General features: G+C 42.0%; 17 protein-coding genes. 12 read left to right on the plus strand and 5 right to left on the minus strand.

Annotation, left to right across the window (positions count from 1 at the left end):
* Positions 1-10: 10 nt before the first annotated feature.
* Positions 11-487: a hypothetical protein gene (locus tag AC1MCB_RS11305; protein ID WP_479964829.1), complete on the plus strand. Its 477-nt coding sequence runs from the start codon at positions 11-13 to the stop codon at positions 485-487.
* On the opposite strand, the gene AC1MCB_RS11310 is transcribed toward AC1MCB_RS11305, so the two are convergent.
* Positions 470-1,363: a flavin reductase family protein gene (locus AC1MCB_RS11310; RefSeq protein ID WP_479964830.1), complete on the minus strand. Its 894-nt coding sequence runs from the start codon at positions 1,361-1,363 to the stop codon at positions 470-472. The genes AC1MCB_RS11305 and AC1MCB_RS11310 overlap by 18 nt on opposite strands.
* 61 nt (positions 1,364-1,424) lie before the next feature.
* Positions 1,425-2,438: a fumarylacetoacetate hydrolase family protein gene (locus AC1MCB_RS11315; protein WP_479964831.1), complete on the minus strand. Its 1,014-nt coding sequence runs from the start codon at positions 2,436-2,438 to the stop codon at positions 1,425-1,427.
* A 310-nt stretch (positions 2,439-2,748) separates the two neighbouring features.
* Here AC1MCB_RS11315 and AC1MCB_RS11320 point away from each other — a divergent pair, with 310 nt between their 5' ends.
* Both AC1MCB_RS11320 and hppD read left to right on the plus strand, forming a co-directional pair.
* Complete coding sequence (locus AC1MCB_RS11320; RefSeq protein ID WP_479964832.1) at positions 2,749-3,915, plus strand: homogentisate 1,2-dioxygenase; 1,167 nt, start codon at positions 2,749-2,751, stop codon at positions 3,913-3,915.
* Between the two features lie 105 nt (positions 3,916-4,020).
* Positions 4,021-5,145: a 4-hydroxyphenylpyruvate dioxygenase gene (hppD, locus tag AC1MCB_RS11325; RefSeq protein WP_479964833.1), complete on the plus strand. Its 1,125-nt coding sequence runs from the start codon at positions 4,021-4,023 to the stop codon at positions 5,143-5,145.
* 252 nt (positions 5,146-5,397) lie between these two features.
* Here hppD and AC1MCB_RS11330 read toward each other — a convergent pair whose 3' ends face one another.
* Positions 5,398-5,958, minus strand: a complete 561-nt coding sequence (locus AC1MCB_RS11330; RefSeq protein ID WP_479964834.1) for a type 1 glutamine amidotransferase domain-containing protein — start codon at positions 5,956-5,958, stop codon at positions 5,398-5,400.
* A gap of 191 nt (positions 5,959-6,149) precedes the next feature.
* Between AC1MCB_RS11330 and purN the strand changes: the two genes are divergently transcribed.
* From purN to rodA, 7 genes are all read left to right on the plus strand, one after another.
* Positions 6,150-6,731 carry a phosphoribosylglycinamide formyltransferase gene (purN, locus tag AC1MCB_RS11335; protein WP_479964835.1) on the plus strand — a complete coding sequence of 194 codons (582 nt, stop codon included), beginning with the start codon at positions 6,150-6,152 and terminating at the stop codon, positions 6,729-6,731.
* Between the two features lie 239 nt (positions 6,732-6,970).
* Positions 6,971-8,497 carry a bifunctional phosphoribosylaminoimidazolecarboxamide formyltransferase/IMP cyclohydrolase gene (gene purH / locus AC1MCB_RS11340; RefSeq protein ID WP_479964836.1) on the plus strand — a complete coding sequence of 509 codons (1,527 nt, stop codon included), beginning with the start codon at positions 6,971-6,973 and terminating at the stop codon, positions 8,495-8,497.
* An 85-nt stretch (positions 8,498-8,582) separates the two neighbouring features.
* Entirely contained in the window at positions 8,583-9,605 is a 1,023-nt protein-coding gene (locus AC1MCB_RS11345) for a rod shape-determining protein (RefSeq protein ID WP_163405321.1), read from the plus strand.
* An 85-nt stretch (positions 9,606-9,690) separates the two neighbouring features.
* Positions 9,691-10,518 (plus strand): rod shape-determining protein MreC, encoded by an 828-nt coding sequence (gene mreC, locus AC1MCB_RS11350; protein ID WP_479964837.1) that lies wholly within the window; start codon positions 9,691-9,693, stop codon positions 10,516-10,518.
* Positions 10,518-11,033 carry a rod shape-determining protein MreD gene (locus AC1MCB_RS11355; RefSeq protein ID WP_479964838.1) on the plus strand — a complete coding sequence of 172 codons (516 nt, stop codon included), beginning with the start codon at positions 10,518-10,520 and terminating at the stop codon, positions 11,031-11,033. The genes mreC and AC1MCB_RS11355 overlap by 1 nt, the downstream gene beginning before the upstream one ends.
* Positions 11,033-12,961: a penicillin-binding protein 2 gene (gene mrdA / locus AC1MCB_RS11360; RefSeq protein ID WP_479964839.1), complete on the plus strand. Its 1,929-nt coding sequence runs from the start codon at positions 11,033-11,035 to the stop codon at positions 12,959-12,961. The genes AC1MCB_RS11355 and mrdA overlap by 1 nt, the downstream gene beginning before the upstream one ends.
* The gene (gene rodA / locus AC1MCB_RS11365; protein WP_479964840.1) at positions 12,958-14,217 is read left to right on the plus strand and encodes a rod shape-determining protein RodA; all 1,260 of its coding nucleotides are present in this window, start codon (positions 12,958-12,960) and stop codon (positions 14,215-14,217) included. Before mrdA ends, rodA begins: the two co-directional genes overlap by 4 nt.
* A gap of 117 nt (positions 14,218-14,334) precedes the next feature.
* Here rodA and AC1MCB_RS11370 read toward each other — a convergent pair whose 3' ends face one another.
* Positions 14,335-15,408 carry a hypothetical protein gene (locus AC1MCB_RS11370; protein WP_479964841.1) on the minus strand — a complete coding sequence of 358 codons (1,074 nt, stop codon included), beginning with the start codon at positions 15,406-15,408 and terminating at the stop codon, positions 14,335-14,337.
* A gap of 204 nt (positions 15,409-15,612) precedes the next feature.
* Here AC1MCB_RS11370 and AC1MCB_RS11375 point away from each other — a divergent pair, with 204 nt between their 5' ends.
* On the plus strand, positions 15,613-16,188 hold the full coding sequence (locus AC1MCB_RS11375; protein WP_479964842.1) for a thymidine kinase: 576 nt from the start codon (positions 15,613-15,615) through the stop codon (positions 16,186-16,188).
* 1 nt (position 16,189) lies between these two features.
* Here the strand turns inward: AC1MCB_RS11375 and AC1MCB_RS11380 are convergent, their stop codons facing one another.
* Positions 16,190-19,045 (minus strand): S8 family serine peptidase, encoded by a 2,856-nt coding sequence (locus AC1MCB_RS11380; RefSeq protein ID WP_479964843.1) that lies wholly within the window; start codon positions 19,043-19,045, stop codon positions 16,190-16,192.
* 259 nt (positions 19,046-19,304) lie between these two features.
* On the opposite strand from AC1MCB_RS11380, the gene AC1MCB_RS11385 reads away from it, so the two are divergent.
* Positions 19,305-19,703: a response regulator gene (locus tag AC1MCB_RS11385; protein ID WP_479964844.1), complete on the plus strand. Its 399-nt coding sequence runs from the start codon at positions 19,305-19,307 to the stop codon at positions 19,701-19,703.
* Positions 19,704-19,898: the final 195 nt, after the last annotated feature.

Consider the following 19,898-nt stretch of genomic DNA (forward strand, 5'->3'; position numbering starts at 1 on the left):
CTTACACTATATGATTTGCGACCTGAGAGTAGAACATGAAAGACTAAGAAACCAGTTGAACGAACACGAAATTTTGGATGACATTAATCTTTCTTCCCAATGGCAGCACCAAAAGAAAGACGGAACCCCCATCTATGTTGACATCGCCTCCCATATGATCGAGTTGGACGGACATCAGGCAAGGCTTATTGTAGCAAACAATATTACGGTCCGTAGGGAAGCTCGCCAAAAGCTTTTGAATCAGAATAAACGTCTGCATGAAATTGCTCAATGGAGTTCACACGATCTGCGCGGGCCTGTTGAGAGCATCCAGCGCCTGATAAGCTTGTTTGATAAAAACAACCTCGATGTGAACTTAACAAGCAGATCATTGACAACCTGGAAACGAGCGCTAAAGACTTTGATAAAGTTATTCATACTATCGTTAGCAAAACTTACGAAGAAAGTAAGCAGGGTTTTTCCCTTACCTTTAAAGTCCGATAAGTAGCACTTTCCAGGCATTTTGAACATCTCCCTGATCAAGTAAAGCTTTTGCTTTCGTATGGAATTTTACATCTCTCAGCTGAGGATCATTCTCTGTTTCACTTAAGATCTGCTGTATTTCTGGGTCATGTATCAAGCGTTCCATCTCATTAACGGTCGGTAATTCTTCTATGTTCCCCAACTGGCCTAAGTTATTACCTGTAAGGATAGAAGAATGCCTGATAGAAGGAGGAATAGAATCAACGCCAATTCCCATCGTACGCACCGGTTTAGGCACTTTAAATAAATTGTCTTTTGTGACCCGGCAATACCAGTCGCCCCCCAGACGGGCAACCAGGTCAATCTTTTCCTGGTCTATCTTTCCATCAGCATCCAATATTTCTTCCTTAATATGGATGATCTTTATTTCAGCAAGAATTAAGTTGCCCGCACCGTTCTGATCACCTAATGAAATAACGTCTTTGATAACACATTCCAATTGAACAGGGGCCTCTGCCACACGCGGCGGCTTAACTAATTCAGACTTTAAGGGTGTAAAACCAGCCTTGATAAATTCATTAGTCTCTTTAGCATACTCAACACTGGCAAGTGAGGTTTGATGGACCATGCTGTAATTAACAATATTGATCACACATTCGCCTACCTCGAGCACGTTCTCAAGCGTGTGTTTAGTTGTATTATCTCTTACCCGCCTGGCCGGAGAAAACACGCACATCGGAGGATTGGTACTAAACATATTGAAGAAACTGAAAGGGCTCAGGTTTACATTCCCGGCCTTATCAATAGTCGAAGCAAAGCATATCGGCCTTGGCGCAATTGCGTACTGCAAATAATTCTGTAGCTCGGCCGGTTTAAGATCCGATGTGTGAAGTGTTAACATTCGATATATTGGCGACTCTGTATTGCAGCAAATGACTTGAAAACTGTTAATATAAGAGTGCTCAGACTTCTCTTGGGACTTGTTTTTTAATTGCCAGGATTGACCAGTCCGTATTCTCTTTGATAATGGTATTGCTCAAGCGTCCCAACCCCGTAATTTCCATTTCGACAATGTCACCGGGCTGCAGCCATTGCGGCGTAAAAGTTGAATCATTCAGAAGTCCTGTACCGTTCAGCTCCAGGAAACATCCCGTTCCAACAGTTCCGGAACCTATCACATCACCTGGCAAAATATCAACACCATAAGCACAACGCTCGATTATTTCAGCGAAGGTCCAGTCCATATCTGCAACCGATCCGGAAGAAACTTCGATTCCATTAACCAGGCATTTCATTTTCAAGTCGTAACTATTACCCGTATGACCTTCCTTAGCAGGTACTTTATACGATTCCAACTCATCCGGCGTAACCAGCCACGGCCCTATAACGGTAGAGAAATCTTTGCCTTTGGCGGGACCCAAATTTAATACCATCTCTTCCATCTGCAGCGTCCGGGCGCTCATGTCATTCATGATCATGTAGCCTGCTATGTACTCATCTGCTTCCGCGGCCGTTATATTTCTGCCTTTTTTACCGATAACGATTGACACCTCCAATTCGAAGTCGAGCTTTTGAAAATGATCAGGCATACACCTGATGTCACCCGGCCCCTGAATGGCGTTATGGTTCGTAAAGTAAAAAATTGGATACTGATCAAACTCAGGGATCATATCTACTTTTCTGTTACGCCGGGCGGAAGCTACATGCTGTCTGAAGGCATATCCATCACGACAAGAAGTAGGATGCGGTACCGGTGCCAGAAGCTCAAAAAATACTTCTTGCTTGGCTTGAATTTTAGCGGATCTGATATCTTCGTTAACCTTCTTCGCCCTGTCCATCAATTCAACACCCCCGCTTAAAAATTCAGCCATCTCATCGGGAATAAGCTTATCACATGAGTTAAGATTATAAATATGGCCGTTAATAAACACACCTAAATGCTCACGGTCTTCGGTTTTGTAGGAAACTAGTTTCATATAGCTTACGGGTTTAAAGGTGACCAAAACTAACAAAAAAACCCTTCAAACCAGTTATCTCGAATTAATGCCTGGGCCCTTATATTGATTTGTTCAGTGCCGGGTAAAAGCATACCTTAGCCGCACTGCATGAAGCATTCTCCTATCCAACTTCAGCTATTAATATCAAGCGAAGCCGTCGCTCTATTCCGGTATGCTTTGCTGTCTAAGATTGTATTTGCTCAATACTCTTCCAAAGGTTAGCAAGTAGCCGCGAAACACAATGCGGCAATAAATCGTTATTTTTATATCTGAATTATCATATTTAATTATGCCTGTTTACCATACATTGGGAACTATTCCAGCTAAACGTCATACGGTATTTCGTAAACCGGATGGAACTCTTTACGCAGAGGAACTTGTTTCCACAGAAGGCTTTTCGAGTTTGTACTCTTTAGTGTACCACACTCATCCGCCTACCATTGTAAAAGAACTTGGAGAACCATATTCCGTTGAGCCTAAAATAGCTCGCGAAAAGCATCTTCGTCACACCAGTTTAATAGGTTTTAATATCCAGCCGGAAGACGATTATCTTGAAAGCCGTAAACCCGTACTTGTAAATTCAGATCTTCATATTTCGCTGGCAGCCCCGCGAAAATCAATGACTGATTACTTCTATAAAAACAGTCAGGCCGATGAGGTAATATTTATTCATGAAGGTACGGGAACTTTAAAAACCGGATTCGGCGCTATCCCTTTTGAATATGGCGATTATCTGGTTATCCCACGCGGAACCATTTATCAGATGCAGTTTGATACAGAAGCAAACCGCCTGTTTATCGTTGAAAGCTTTAGTCCTATCCGTACGCCAAAAAGATACCGGAATGAATGGGGGCAACTAATGGAGCACTCGCCATTTTGCGAGCGGGACATCAAACGTCCAACCAATTTAGTAACACACGATGAGATAGGTGACTTTAACGTGCTGATCAAAAAGCAAGGTCTTATTTATCCGTACGTATACGGCACTCACCCTTTCGACTTTGTGGGCTGGGACGGATTTCATTATCCATGGTCATTTTCCATTCACAACTTCGAACCGATAACGGGACGTGTCCATCAGCCTCCACCAGTGCATCAAACTTTTGAAGGCCACAATTTTGTTATTTGCTCCTTCGTACCGCGTAAATACGATTACCATCCGTTATCTATTCCTGCACCTTACAACCACAGCAATGTAGACAGCGACGAGGTGCTCTATTATGTTGATGGGGATTTCATGAGTCGCAAAAGCGTTGTAAAAGGACAGATCACCCTCCACCCCGGAGGTATACCTCATGGTCCGCATCCCGGAACCGTGGAAAAATCAATTGGCAAAGAAAGAACAGAAGAACTGGCGGTCATGATCGATCCTTTTAAACCATTGATGCTTACCGATTATGCCGTAGGGATAGAAGATGAAAGCTACCATAAAAGCTGGCAGGTGAATATTGAGTAGGAGTAAGGATGAAGGAACAAGGGATAAAGATTACAGAATAAAGTATCAGGTATAAGGTATCAAGTCTACTAAATACTAACTGCTAGGTACTAAAAAACTAAAAAAATGGAAACACAACCAATAGCCAATAAAACTGAAACCACTGATTTTTTACCGCTTAACGGCACTGATTATGTGGAATTATATGTGGGCAACGCTAAACAGGCCGCTCACTTCTATAAAACAGCTTTCGGCTTTCAAAGCCTTGCTTATGCAGGCCCAGAAACCGGTGTTAAAGACCGTGCTTCTTATGTGCTGATCCAAAATAAAATGAAACTGGTACTTACTACCCCTTTACACCCTGATCACCCCATCCAGACGCAGCTAACTAAACATGGCGATGGGGTAAAGATCATTGCTTTATGGGTTGATGATGCTGATGATGCCTTTCACCAAACCACAAAGCGGGGAGCCGAAACGTATATGGAGCCGCAAACGCTTGAAGATAAACATGGAGTTTTAAAGATGAGCGGCATATATACTTATGGTGAAACAGTCCATCTATTCATCGAACGTAAAGATTACAACGGCCCCTTCATGCCAGGGTACAAAAAGTGGGAGAGCCACTACAATCCGGAGCCTGTTGGACTGTTGTATGTAGATCATTGCGTAGGTAACGTGGGCTGGTACCAAATGAACAAGTGGGTAAAATTCTACGAAGATGTAATGGGCTTCCGGAACATTTTGACCTTTGATGATAAGCAGATCTCGACAGAATATTCGGCTCTAATGAGCAAGGTAATGAGTAATGGAAACGGATATGTGAAATTCCCTATAAATGAGCCGGCAAAAGGCAAAAAGAAATCGCAGGTTGAGGAGTACCTCGAATTCTATGGGGACGAAGGAGTTCAGCACATTGCCATAGCAACTCACGACATCGTCGATACGGTTACTAGGCTGCAAAACCGAGGAGTCGAGTTCCTGAAAGTTCCAAGCACTTACTATGATGACCTGGAAGAACGGGTTGGCAAAATTGAAGAAAATGTTGAGCCGCTTAAAGAACTTGGAATTTTAGTAGACCGGGATGATGAGGGCTACCTGTTACAGATATTCACGAAACCGGTTGAAGATCGTCCTACCCTTTTCTTCGAAATCATCCAGCGTAAGGGAGCCCGATCTTTTGGTGCTGGTAACTTTAAGGCTCTTTTCGAAGCACTTGAAAGAGAACAGGATGCTAGGGGAAATCTCTGAATAAAATAGTTTACAAAAAGCCGTCCGAGTTGAATCCGGGACGGCTTTTTTGTGCTCTGAAATTTCGGCCAGCAAGAAACCTAAATAGCTCAGCAACCTGACAAAAAATTAACTGATTCACTTCTTCTTAAATTCTTGACCAGCTGTCTCAGCTCTAACGAACCGGGATAGGTCTTTTAGCAGGAACAATAACTAAGCAGAACTGGTTGGAACTGAAGAAGCCTATTTAACTCACTTCTTTCCCTGTAAACCTCATAAATGTTGTCCGGAATGAACGCCTTCAGCAAACTCCTCGATCATCTTTGCATTGAAAGCCAGAAGATCTTTGGGTGAGCGACTAGTAACCAAGCCCTGATCAACCACCACTTCTTCATCAACCCAGTTAACCCCGGCATTAATCATATCCTGTTTAATGGAATGATAGGAGGTCATTTTTCTGCCCCTAACAACGTCTGCGCTGATCAATGTTTGTGGGCCATGACAAATAGCTGCCACCGGCTTCCCTGCACTAAAGAAATCTCTCACAAACTTTAGAGCGTCTGGGCTGGTCCGAAGTTTATCGGGATTAAAAACACCGCCAGGGAGCAGCAGGCCATCATAGTCATCCGCATGAACTTCGGAGATACTTTTATCCACCTTGCACTCAACCGTCCATTCATGATGTTTCATCGCCCTAACCGTCTCTCGCTGTGGCGACACTATATGAACTATTGCTCCGGCTTCCTCGAGCGCCTTTTTGGGGCTTAATAATTCAGACTCTTCAAAACCGCTTTCGGTGAGAATAGCGATCTTTCTATGTTTTAACATTTCCATAACCATTAAATTTAATTGTTACCTATCGGAGAATGACAGCCACACTTCCGGAATTGTTTAGAAAAATTTGCATTTCGTCAGTATGAAAGCTATATGATTGTCCATGAAGGATCAAGATTTGAATGCTTCTAAAGAATTCATTTTGAAGCAAGGTTCAAAATAATATCTTTGATTGAAATAATAACAAGGATTTGAAGAAACGCATCGCAATTTTTGCTTCAGGCTCCGGCTCAAATGCTCAGAAAATAATGGAGTATTTTAAAAAACACAATGAGGGGGAAGTAGCTATCGTCCTTACTAATAACCCGGAGGCCTATGTTTTACAGCGGGCCGACAATTTCGAAGTTCCATCGCATATTTTTAACCGTCGTGAATTTTACCAGACTGACGATATAATACAACTGCTTAAGAACCTGCAGATAGACATCATTGTACTGGCTGGTTTTTTATGGCTCATTCCCGAAAACCTTTTAAAAGCGTTTCCCAATAAGATCATCAACTTACACCCTGCCCTTTTGCCAAGGTATGGGGGAAAGGGTATGTATGGCGATAATGTGCACAAAGCAATTCTTGAGGCAGGCGATGCAGAATCAGGGATAACTATTCATTTTGTGAATGAAAATTTTGATGAAGGGGAAATCATACACCAAAGCCGCTTTCATATCGATAAAGGCGACGATATTGAAATGATCAAATTTAAAGGTCAGCAGCTCGAGCACCTTCATTATCCCAAAGTTATAGAGGTTTTACTTAAAAAAATGCGCGAGGTGTAAAGACTCATCCTCTAATTCCCTCTCCAAAAGACAGGGAATTTCCAGCCTTTATTTTACCTGAAATTCCAGATAAAAATCTGCTCCCACCCCTAAACCTGCTCTCCAAAAATGAGGAGACTTTCCAGCCTGTCCTTTATTTTTTTCTCTAAAGTGCCAAATTAAATGACCCAGCTCAGGTGATGCTGTTTAAAGTTCTGCCCAAAAAACCTATCTTTGCGGCTCCAAAAAACACTTTCTAAATGAGCCATCCTGTAAAGATTAAAAACGCCTTAATCTCAGTTTACTACAAAGATAATCTGGAACCTCTGTTAAGGCAGTTACATAGCGAAGGAGTAGTATTTTACTCTACCGGAGGCACAGAGAAATTTATTCGTGATCTGGGCATGGATGTGGTGGCGGTTGAAGATCTAACAGGTTACCCGTCTATTTTGGGTGGACGTGTAAAAACCCTGCACCCAAAAGTATTCGGCGGAATTTTAAGCCGCCGTGGATTACCAGCAGACAAAGCACAAATTGACGAGTATGAAATACCTGAAATTGATCTCGTTATTGTCGATCTCTACCCGTTTGAGGAGACCGTAAAATCAGGCGCTGCGGAAGAAGATATAATAGAAAAGATCGATATTGGCGGTATTTCGCTAATCAGGGCTGCGGCTAAAAACTTTAATGACGTTGTGATCATCGCCTCAAAAAACGATTATCCAAAATTGACAGAGATGCTAATCGAGAATGCCGGTTATACTTCCCTTGCGCAACGACGAGACTTCGCACGGACAGCATTTAACATATCCTCACATTACGACACAACAATCTTCAACTATTTCAATGAGGTTGAACCGATAACCGTTTTTAAACATAGTGAACAACAAGTTATTCCGTTACGATATGGTGAAAATCCGCATCAAAAGGGCTTCTTTTATGGCAACCTTGATGAGATGTTTGATAAGCTAAACGGAAAAGAATTGTCGTATAATAACTTGGTTGACGTAGATGCGGCTGTTGCACTGATTGATGAGTTCACTGACCCTACATTCGTAATCCTGAAACACACTAACGCCTGTGGCGTTGCTTCGCGCGACAATATTCTCACTGCGTGGAAAGACGCGTTAGCTTGCGACCCGGTTTCTGCCTTTGGCGGGGTTTTGATCTGCAACACAGAAGTGAACGAAAGCACTGCTCTGGAAATTAACAAGCTCTTTTTCGAAGTTCTTATTGCTCCCTCCTTCTCTGCTGATGCACTGTCTGTATTAACAAGTAAAAAAAATCGAATCTTATTAAAGAGAAAAGACGTAAAACTTCCGGTAAAGCAATATAAAACCTTACTGAACGGAATTATTGAGCAGGATAAAGATCTGAAAATAGAAGCAGCTGCAGATATGATTCCGGTTACTGACCGGAAGCCTACTGAAGCTGAATTAAAAGACCTCGAATTTGCGAATAAACTTGTTAAGCACACCAAGTCAAACACCATTATTCTGGCCAAAAATGCCTGTTTAATAGCTAGCGGCGTGGGACAAACCTCCCGTGTTGACGCCTTACAACAGGCCATAGTAAAAGCGAAAGCCTTTCACTTCGATCTGGCGGGTAGTGTGATGGCTTCAGACGCGTTCTTCCCATTTCCTGATTGCGTAGAGATTGCGGCAAAGGCTGGTGTAGTTGCAGTTTTACAGCCCGGCGGCTCCATTAAAGATCAGGATTCGATCAATATGGCCAATGAAAAGGGGATCGCAATGGTTACAACAGGCGTAAGACATTTTAAACATTAAATCTAACCTCTAAGCGGCTTGATTGTAATAATCATTAACAAAAAGAGTTAATTTTGCGTACTTTTCAACAAAACAACAACTAAGAATGGGGTTATTCAACTGGTTCACACAAGAAATAGCAATAGACCTGGGTACAGCAAACACCCTTATAATACATAATGATAAAGTTGTAGTTGACGAACCTTCAATTGTTGCTTTCGACCGCACCACGAATAAGATAATTGCTATCGGGCGCCAGGCCATGCAGATGGAGGGGAAAACTCATGATAACATTCGTACGGTACGTCCTTTAAAGGATGGCGTAATAGCCGATTTCAACGCGGCGGAGCACATGATTCGTGGCATGATCAAAATGATCAATAATGGTAAAGGCTGGTTCTTCCCTTCATTAAGAATGGTAATCTGTATCCCTTCAGGAATAACTGAAGTAGAGAAACGGGCGGTACGTGATTCGGCAGAAATTGCGGGCGCTAAAGAGGTTTACCTGATTCACGAGCCGATGGCAGCAGCCGTTGGTATTGGTATTGACGTGGAAGAGCCGATGGGAAATATGATTATTGATATCGGTGGCGGTACCACAGAAATTGCCGTTATAGCCCTTTCGGGGATCGTATGCGACCAATCTATCCGTGTAGCGGGTGATAACTTTGACAGTGATATCGTTCAATATATCCGTCGTCAGCATAATATCATGATTGGCGATCGGACAGCTGAGAAAATTAAGATTGAAGTCGGTTCAGCCTTACCGGAACTTTCTGATCCTCCTGCTGATTTTGCAGTTCAGGGTCGCGACCTGATGACCGGTGTTCCAAAGCAGATCACTGTCTCGTATACTGAAATTGCTCATTGCCTTGACAAATCAATTTCTAAAATCGAAGAAGCAATTTTAAAAGCTCTGGAGATTACTCCACCGGAGCTTTCGGCTGACATCTACCAAACAGGTATTTATCTAACAGGCGGAGGTGCTTTACTACGCGGCCTGGATAAACGGGTTGCCTCTAAGACGAAGCTGCCTGTTCATGTGGCAGAAGATCCGTTACGTGCTGTTGTACGTGGTACTGGTATCGCCCTCAAAAATATCGGAAATTTTAAATTTTTAATGCAATAATATCAGACTTGAGATTTGAGATTCGAGACAGCGGACTAAGTGAAGTCGTTCTCAAATCTTACATCCCAGCTCTCAAATCTTCCCTATGCGTAACCTCTGGATATTTATCAGCAAGTACAACGCATTCTTCTTCCTGATCATTTTTCTGATCATCTCTTTGACATTGTTGCTTCAAAATAATTCATATCAAAGGGCAAGTGCCTGGAATTCGTCCAATCATATTGTCGGTAATGCTTATCAACGTGTCAATTCATTTACCAGTTACCTGAATCTTGGTCGCACAAACGATAGTCTTGCTGCCGAAAATGCGCGTTTAAGGAATCAGCTTAAAACTTCCTCATTTGATGATAGCGTGGTACAGAAAACAGTAAAAGACACCATTACCCAACAGCAGTATACCTATATTGTAGCTAAGGTGGTAAATAATTCAATTCACCAGCAAAACAATTATATCACGATCAACCGGGGTTTAAAACATGGCATTAAGAAGGGTATGGGAGTTATTGGCGCAAAAGGAATTGTGGGCATTGTTTTGAACGTCTCGGACCATTTTGCTACTATTCAGTCGGTATTGCATAGCGACACCCGGATTAGTGCTTCAGTTAACGGCAATATCGGTTCGTTAGTTTGGGATGAGGCAAGCACCGATCCCCGGCTAGCGATATTAAAGGATATTCCTAACCATGTGATTGTTAAAAGAGGAAACCGGGTGATAACTTCCGGCTATTCACTGTTTCCTTCCGGAGTTGAGATTGGTCGTGTTACCCGTACAGGTCTGAAAGGTGGTGACAGTTTTCTCGATATCGAAATTTGGTTAAGTACTGATTTTTCTAAGCTTGATTATGTTTATGTGATCAATAATTTACTAGCCGAAGAACAAAAGGAACTGGAGGCTCCAAATAAAATACAATAATGGGACGCGTCATTTTCGTAAATATTATCCGTTTCGTTATATTAGTGTGCCTGCAGGTGTTTCTTCTGAAAAATGTGGGATATTACAACCTGGCGAGCCCTTTTTTATATATTTTATTCATTTTGCTTCTGCCATTTAAAATCCCGAATGGCTTATTGTTTTTGCTCGCTTTTTTAACAGGGTTAACGGTTGATGTATTCTATGATACCCTTGGTTTAAATGCTGCTGCTTGTACAATACTTGCATTTGTTCGTATTGTATTTATCAGTATTACGGTGCAACGGGAAGGCTTTGACAATGAACCGGATCCCAGTCTGGGAATAATGGGGTTTAGATGGTTCATATTTTATGCCGTCATTTTAACCTTCTTTCATCACCTCGTTCTTTTCAGCTTTGAAACATTTCGTTTTTCTGAATTTGGATACATACTAATCCGTACTATTTCAAGTTCAGTCTTTACTGTGTTTCTTATAATTTTAGCTGAGTTTATGTTTTTCCGTAAAAAAGTGCGTTAATGAATAGCTTCTTTGCACGTAAATTTGTTATTCAGGGAATCTTCATCGTCGTAGCACTTATCTTATTGATGCGGATTTTTTATATCCAGGTCATTAGCGATAAATACCTCCTGTCCGCCAACAATAATGTACTTCGTAAGATTCTGATCTATCCGGCCCGGGGTATCATACTGGACAGGAATGAAAAAATATTGGTCCAAAATGAGCCTGTCTATGACCTTATGGTTATTCCGCGCGAAGTAGCGCCATTTGATACCCTCGAATTCTGCAGGCTTATCGGCATCGATAAAGCCGGGTTTGATAAGCGGTTTAAAAAAGCAAGGAACTATTCGCCGTACAAGGCCTCTATCTTCGAGAAGCAGTTATCGGCTCAAACTTTTGCTACATTCCAGGAGAAGCTCTATCTGTTTGCCGGTTTCTTCGTACAAAACAGAACCGTGCGGCGTTATCCCGACAGCACCGCAGCAGCGTTTCTGGGTTATATCGGCGAGGTTTCTGAAAAGGCAATAGAAAATTCCAAAGGCTTTTACCGCCAGGGAGATTACATCGGGATCAGTGGGGTCGAAAAGTCATACGAAGAACTGCTTCGCGGTCAGCGGGGAGTCCAAAATCTAATGGTTGATGCTCTGAATCGTCCTAAGGGTCATTTTGCCGGCGGTAAATATGACACACTTGCCGTATCGGGTGAGCGATTGATCTCATCCATGGATAAGGATCTTCAAAAATTTGGTGAAGAGCTAATGGAAAACAAGATCGGCAGTATCGTCGCTATTGAACCTGCTACCGGCGAGATTCTATCATTTGTAAGTAGTCCAGGGTATGATCCTAATATGATGGTGGGTCGCCAGCGCGGCAATAATTATATGAAACTGCTTAACGATCCAACCAAGCCCATGTTTATCCGTCCGATACAGGCGGAGTATCCCCCTGGCTCTATTTTTAAAGTAATTAACGCGCTGGTGGCTCAGCAATTCGGATCGCTTAATGCACAAACTACTTACTATTGTGCCGGAGGTTACCGTTATGGCCGACGCGGATTTATGGGCTGTACACACGTACATGGGTCTGTAAATCTCGAACGGTCCATACAGGAATCGTGCAATACCTATTATGGATATGCCTATAGCGCCATGATCGACAGGGCAGGCATGAGACCGGTTAATGCCTATAACCGATGGCGAAGTGCTGTAGCCAAATTTGGTGTCGGAGATAAACTTAATATTGATCTGCCCAATGAACGTAAAGGATTGTTGCCAACTTCTGACTTATATACTAAGCGTTGGGGAAGCGATAAATGGGGTTCCAGTTTTAATATCTCACTTTCTATTGGGCAGGGTGAACTGGGCATAACTCCCTTACAAATGGCTAACGTTATGGCTATCGTAGCAAACAGGGGTTACTACTTTAAGCCACACCTTATACAGGCTATTGGCGAAAAGAAAGTAATTAAAGCTGAGTATACGAAACGGAATGACGCTGGTATTGACAGAAAATACTTTGATACCGTAATTGAAGGTATGAGTAAGGTAGTAAACGCTCCAAGCGGAACTGCTGCTTATTCTAAGATAAACGGTATAGAGATGTGTGGTAAAACCGGAACTGTACAAAATCCGCACGGCGCAGATCACTCGGTATTTGTAGCCTTCGCACCGCGCGATAATCCGAAGATAGCGATTGCAGTGGTAGTAGAAAATGCAGGCTTTGGTTCTACCTGGTCAGCGCCCATTGCCAGTTTATTGGTAGAGAAATATATTACCCGAAAGATATCAAGACCTAAAGCTTATGTTGACCGGCTTTTAGAGGCTAATTTATTACCGGGTGCCCCCGCAAAGGCCAAACCGGTAAAACAGAAGGTTGACACCACTAAAAAATCCACTCCAGCTATTCAATTAGTACCGGCAACCACCACTCAGGTATCAGGAAAATGAACAATCAACGCAGCCCTTTCTTTAACGTCGATTGGATAGTGGTCCTGACCTTCCTTGCTTTATGCATTATCGGATGGTTTAATATTCACGCGGCGGTATACAACCCAGAAAAGCCAAGTATCTTCAACCTCGACACCAATTACGGCAAGCAGTTGATCTTCATTATCTCCGCTCTCATTCTGGGGTTAGTGATACTTTTATTAGACAGTAAGTTCTTTAACACATTTTCGCCGGTTTTTTATGGTGTTACCTTGTTTTTACTTATCCTGGTATTAATTGTGGGAAGAAATGTTGGCGGTAACCAAGCCTGGATCCCTATAGGAAGCTTTAGGTTACAGCCTTCGGAGTTTGCGAAGTTTTCAACCTGCTTGTTACTTGCACGGTATCTGAGCACCGTCAATACTAAAGTCCAGGATCTTCGCACTCAGAGTGTATGTGCAGTAATACTGTTAATACCTATGGGCTTAATCATGCTGCAACCGGATACAGGTTCAGCCTTAACCTTTGGATCGTTAATATTCGTGCTGTACCGTGAAGGATTATCCGGATATTTTCTGGTTATAGGGGCTATATTGATCGCCTTGTTTGTACTCACTCTCTTGATGAGCAAAGTAACTCTAATAGTGGGTTTGGTAGCAGTATGTGGCCTCCTTATATACAGCTATAAAAGAAATAGAGCCTTTGTCACTACAGTGATCTATGGTTTTGTAATCTCTATTGTATTTATTTTTTGTGTAGACTTTGCTTACAACAACGTCCTGCAATCGCATCAGCGAAACCGTATTGATGTCTTACTGGGAACTGTAACCGATCTGAGAGGAGAAGGTTATAATGTGAATCAATCAAAGATCGCTATCGGCTCAGGCGGAATGTGGGGACGGGGTTATTTACAGGGTACACAAACTAAGTATGATTTTGTACCCGAGCAAAGTACAGATTTTATTTTCTGTACTATTGGCGAAGAATGGGGCTTTGCAGGCAGCTTTGTAGTAATCGGTCTATACTTATTCTTGCTATTACGGATAGTTAATATTGCTGAAAGGCAGCGATCATCTTTTTCGAGAATCTACGGATATGGAGTCGCCTCGATAATTTTCTTCCACTTCTTTATAAATATAGGGATGACGGTAGGGCTGGTTCCTGTAATCGGAATACCGTTACCATTTATCAGCTACGGCGGTTCGTCTTTGTGGAGCTTTACGATCCTGCTTTTTATTCTCCTTAAGCTGGATTCTAATAGAATGGGGATTATCTGATCTTATCTGTTACACTCCAAAACAGCATACTTCGAAGCGGATGCAGTCAGCGTTAATTTGCAATCTATTTATTGCTTTTAAAAGAAAAAGCCAACTCTTTATCGCGCTCCTGTTGGGTCAACTAAAACGCTTGTTCAGTATCTCGTAAAACTGATCAACAGAACTCTGTTTCTCAGACCACCTATTTTTTTCAGCATAATTCTGCTTCAGGAAATTGTCAGCAGATTTGAAATTGTCAAAGCGGTTAACCAGGTCTATTGCTTCACTATAAGCTAAACTATACCCATTAAATAAATCACGAACAAACATTAACTTATCGTTCAGTTTAATCATGCTCTTAAGGTCCCTATCCTCCCGCAAATTCAGGTTTGACACAACATTCTCTTTAACTTTCCCTGCTGACAGAATTTCATTTAACGTTGGAACTCTTTCAGCAGTTGAGGGATTGTTGTTGTCTGCTTCCTGATCATATATCTTGTCTTGTACCGGAAAACTTTCCTTTACAGACTCCATTTCTCTTGCTATCTCTGACTGATTTACCGGTTCTTGTTGTTTTATTGATTCCGCTTCTTCAAGCGGCTCAAAGTCTTTCAAAAGCTCTGGTTGTTTCTCCTGCTCCGGTTCTTCAAATTTTACTTCATTTTTAATTTCTGAATGAACGACCGGTCTTACATCTGCGTGTGATGGCTCTGGTATTTTTGAAGCTGCCTCTTCAAAAAATTCTGACACATTCGGCGAAGTATCGCTTTTTGACAGCGTTTGCGGAATCTCTTCCGCCGCTATGCTTGGGCTTGAAAATAGCGCCTGGACTTCCGATAAAGGCTTAAACCACATTTCATCCTTAGTTCCAACAGGTAGCCCCCGTATTTCGTCAGCCTGATTGAAAATAGCTGGTTCCTCAACGTTTGACTCAGGATAATTTTCATGCTGTGGAAGTGCGTCTGGTGTTTCTATTGAAACCGGTTGCAATTGTTCAGGTGCATTAAAATTGGTCCTGGCGCTTTGTGGCTCAGCGCTGGCATCCAGCTTTTTTAGTATAGCTAAGTGTTCCGATAAAAAATGTGAATTTGCTACAAAGAGTTCAAGCTCAAGCGGATTGATATTTTCCGGATCCCCAGACAAATATTGATATTGTTCAGTAATCTCAGATATGATCCCTCCTATTTTCCGGAAAATGATAGTCTTATTCATTGTTAATTACGCATTTAGATCTATAACTTTCTATCGTGCTAAAAATTGCAACAGATAAAAAAACAATCCTTATTGAAGGATAAAGATAAGTACAATTATTAATCAGACTCAATTTGATTGTTAACAGATTGCCTGAAATAGCAATTGAATTAACCGCAAATTTGCGGATATTAGCCGCCAAATACCAGGGGGAATAAAACGCAGATGCTGTTTAGCGAACACAATTTTAAAAGAAGGAAGGAACTGGGCGGGAGCATCGAAGTAATTTGCGGATCCATGTTTTCAGGCAAAACAGAAGAGCTCATCAGAAGGTTGCGCCGCGCACAGATTGCCAAGTTAAACGTGGAAATTTTTAAGCCTAAAACTGATGTTCGGTATGATGAAACGGCTGTAGTTTCGCATGATTTGAATTCAATTCAGTCTACTCCTATCGAAAATTCGGCATCCATATTATTGTTGGGAGCAAATACTGAAGTAGTTGGGATTGATGAAGCGCAGTTTTTTGACGAGGGCTTGCCTGAAGTCTGTAATAAATTGGCAAATAGGGGTATCAGGGTGGTGGTAGCCGGTTTAGACATGGATTTCCAGGGTAAACCGTTCGGACCCATGCCCGCATTAATGTCTATTGCAGAGTTGGTAACTAAAGTACATGCTGTATGTGTACAATGCGGAGGACCGGCAACTTATTCTTATAGAACGGTTGGGAGTGAAAGCAAGATTTTGTTAGGTGAGAAAGAAAGCTATGAGCCCAGGTGTCGCATTTGCTATAATTCCTTATAAGCTATTTCACAACAACCATCTTCATAGATAAATTCCGATTGTGTTGCTTTAAGCGGTAGAAGTAAACGCCACTTTTAAGATCGGTCAGGTCGGCGTCAATCCGGTATGAACCATCGCGCAAATTCTGATTTAACAATTCTTTAACACGTTTCCCCATGCTGTTATATAACGTTAAAGAAGTTTGATCTTCTTTCGCAACACTAAACTCAATGGTCGTCTGATTAGTTGCAGGGTTAGGGTAATTCTGTTTCAAAACAAATCCCTCTGAAGGCAATATTATCGGACTTAACAGTGAACCGTACCTACTCTCAGCGGCGACAGCACTGGTTTGTAAATCCTGCAAATTATCACCGCCGATAAACGCGAAAGCCACTTTTAGAGCTCCGTTGGCCGGGATACTATACGGACCGGATCCTAATACAAACATTACATCATAACCACTTGCAGGACTATCGCCCAATCCACTTGATTTGATGCCGCTTGATAAAGTTTGGAATTTCTCGGCCAGACTGAAACCTCCACCTGTTTCCAGGGGATCACCAGTTACCTGATATGATAAAGGATAGTATGCTGGCGGAGCTACACTCTTAAGCAATTTAATTCCAGCGTATTTGGAACCGGCGGTTTTGCCGTAAACGTAACCCATTCTGTCCACTTCATCATAGCGGGTTATATCGCGGTTGCTCTCATCAATATCCCAGTCGGAAAACAGTCCAATGTACACCCCATTAAGGGTCGCCGCGCTTTTATTTTCAATTTCATATTCGGCTATAATATATTTATCATCCGGGACAGCGGAAAAGGCCAATTGGCGATGAATGACGTGAATACCTAAGGGTGATGAACTCTTTGAGTCATTAAACTCAGATCGCCCTTCAAAAGCAGCATCTGTGTTTTGGATGCGTCCAACACGAACAAGCTTAAGAAAATCTTCATCACTGCTCCCGACATCATTCCGAACATTATTTGAAACTTGAGTTGGCGATGTGCCAATCATCAATGATGCTTCGTACAGTAATGGCTGGCCCTCATATACGAAGCCGAGCCCATTAACAGCATCCGGAGAACTATATCCCACCCGCCCATTACTGGTTATTGTTGATGACACCTTATTCACTTCGATATTTAGGTAATCAAGAGAAACAGTCACGTTAAATAATTCAAAATCTTTATAACTCCCTGCATTCGACGTATAGCTAAGCTTGAACTCAACCTCTTCGTTATCCGAAGCACTTGACCGTACAAACACCCGGAATGGTCCGATACCTGATTTACTATCAAGTGTGCCCAATGCTCCCACATTCACATCACTATCAATGATTTGCACATGCGTGTTAGTCGAGGAGAGTTTTAAAACCAGCCCGGCAGCGGGAGCAAGAAAGTTCCTGATATCAAATGATAGACGAATAGTATCCCCTGCAGGGATGGACCCGTTGCCTTTATCCACTATCGTTAATTTTTGATGTCGAATTGATGGAGAGGCTTCCGTTACTGCCCGCAGAACATTAATCCTTCCCTTTCCTATTAACCCGGCATAGGTTGGATTGACTACGTCTATATTGTCAGAAGTGATCCTGAGCTGTTCACCAACCTGCAACATAGTGAAGTCTGGAAACCTTGCTTTCACCAGGGCGGCAGCACTGGCTACCAAAGGCGTCGACATCGAAGTACCCGAGCTGAGGCCATAGGTCCCATTATTCCGGGTGCTATAAATTGATGATCCTGGAGCAGATACATCAACCGTGGCACTGAAATTTGAGAAGGAACTCTTCGTGTCACCACTGCCGACGCTGCCAACGGAAAAAACACCATTGTATGCAGCGGGATAATCGGGAACATCCGTATCATCATTTCCTGCAGCTGCTACAATCAGGCACCCTTTACTTATCGCATAGTTAATTATATCCAAGCCGAAAGCGCCGCCACCGGGCCCTCCCCACGAACAATTAATAATCTGTGCACCATGATCAGCGGCGTACTTTATTCCTTCATATCCCCTGTATATAGCACGGGAATTATTATCGGCGCCTACCTTCACAATCAGCAGCTTGGCATTGAAAGCTATACTCGAAACCCCTACTCCATTATCCGAAACTGCTGACGCAATTCCACTTACATGCACTCCGTGATCTGTGCTGTCGCTGGTTACACCAGGGTCGTTGTCTTCCTTTATGTTACCTGCACTCAGACCAATTAAATCCCAGCCCCGGTTATTATCTATATATCCATCGCGATCATCATCAACCCCATTTACCGGATCGGCAGAATTGATAAAGATGTTGGCAGCGAGATCGGGATGATCGAGGTCTGAGCCGGAGTCAACTATCCCAATAACCACATTCGATGAACTCTTAATCAGGTCCCAGGCTTGCGTGGCTCTTACCTGGTTGAGATAACTCTGGCGGGAACTAAAAAAAGAATCGTTCGGTGTATACTGATTATAATATATATAACTGGGCTCGGCGTATTCAACCAATTCTGCCGGGATTTCGTTAATGATATCTTCGATATTTCTTTTTCCGGAGAAGCGCACTTCAAAAATCCTTTCGAGACCTGATGTATCATCAATCTTCTTCAATGCCGAAGTTTCATTTGTTAGTTGATTCTTAAAAATCTGTGTAACTCCAGTAATTGCAATTGACTTGATATTGAAATCTTTAATCTCAGCCAATGCACTGAATCTGGAAATAGATTTATTGGGATCCGCCTTAAATTTAACAATAAGCCGATCAGGGAAATAATCTTTAGAAGTGACCTCCTTTGGAAGTTTAAATGGACGTTTTTGTGAATATATATCGTCAGACGCGAGAGCATCTGACGAGAAAAATATAATTAAATAAAGTAAAAGTATTCTCATAAACGATCCTCTTCGTAAATATACAAATAACAATTACCTTCCATACTTCTCACATTCTAATATTTAACTATCTTAGATTTAAGATAACGTATTCATTTCTATCGAGCCGACTCTGGTTAATTTTTTAACGCTTACTATAAGATTTAATTTTATTATAACTGCTCTGCGAAGATTGGTTACAAACAATGGAAACTTGTGTTTCTATGTTTTACCGTAGAGCTTTTTATTTCTGGCACATAACTTGACCTTTCTACATAAAATGGATATAAAGCAAAAGATTCTTATTATAGACGACAGTCAAATTGATCTTCCTGTAAGCGCTCTCTTACTAAAGAATAAGTTTCATTCAGCAGACATTCACCTTGCAAACAGTGCAGCGAATGGACTTGCATGGCTACTAGAACACGAGCATGAACTAACCAACGGTTTAATAATTTTGTTAGACGTGCGGATGCCCGAAATGGATGGCTTTGAGTTCTTAAATGCTTATGAGTTGCTACCCGAAGAGATTAAAGACAACACACGCATCATTATGCTGTCCTCTACATTAGACCCGTTTGATATCCAAAAAGCAAATAATAACAAATACGTTAAAACAGTACTTAACAAACCTTTACCAGTATCAGATTTGGTGAATATCTTAAGTGAGATGCAGTAGTATCTCCGCTCCATACTAAGTTCCCGATCGCGTTAAGCTAAAATGCAATGTCATTCAAGCCTGCGTATTATACTTTAAACCCTTTCATCAATAGGTCGTAGTTCTGTTTTTTCAAGCTGACAATTCAACAACTGCCGTTTACTTTCATCCTTCGCTGCCGTATGCGGTATTGATAGCTTCTATCAGACGAATCAA

The sequence above is a fragment of the Daejeonella sp. AP26 genome (genome assembly GCF_056680515.1).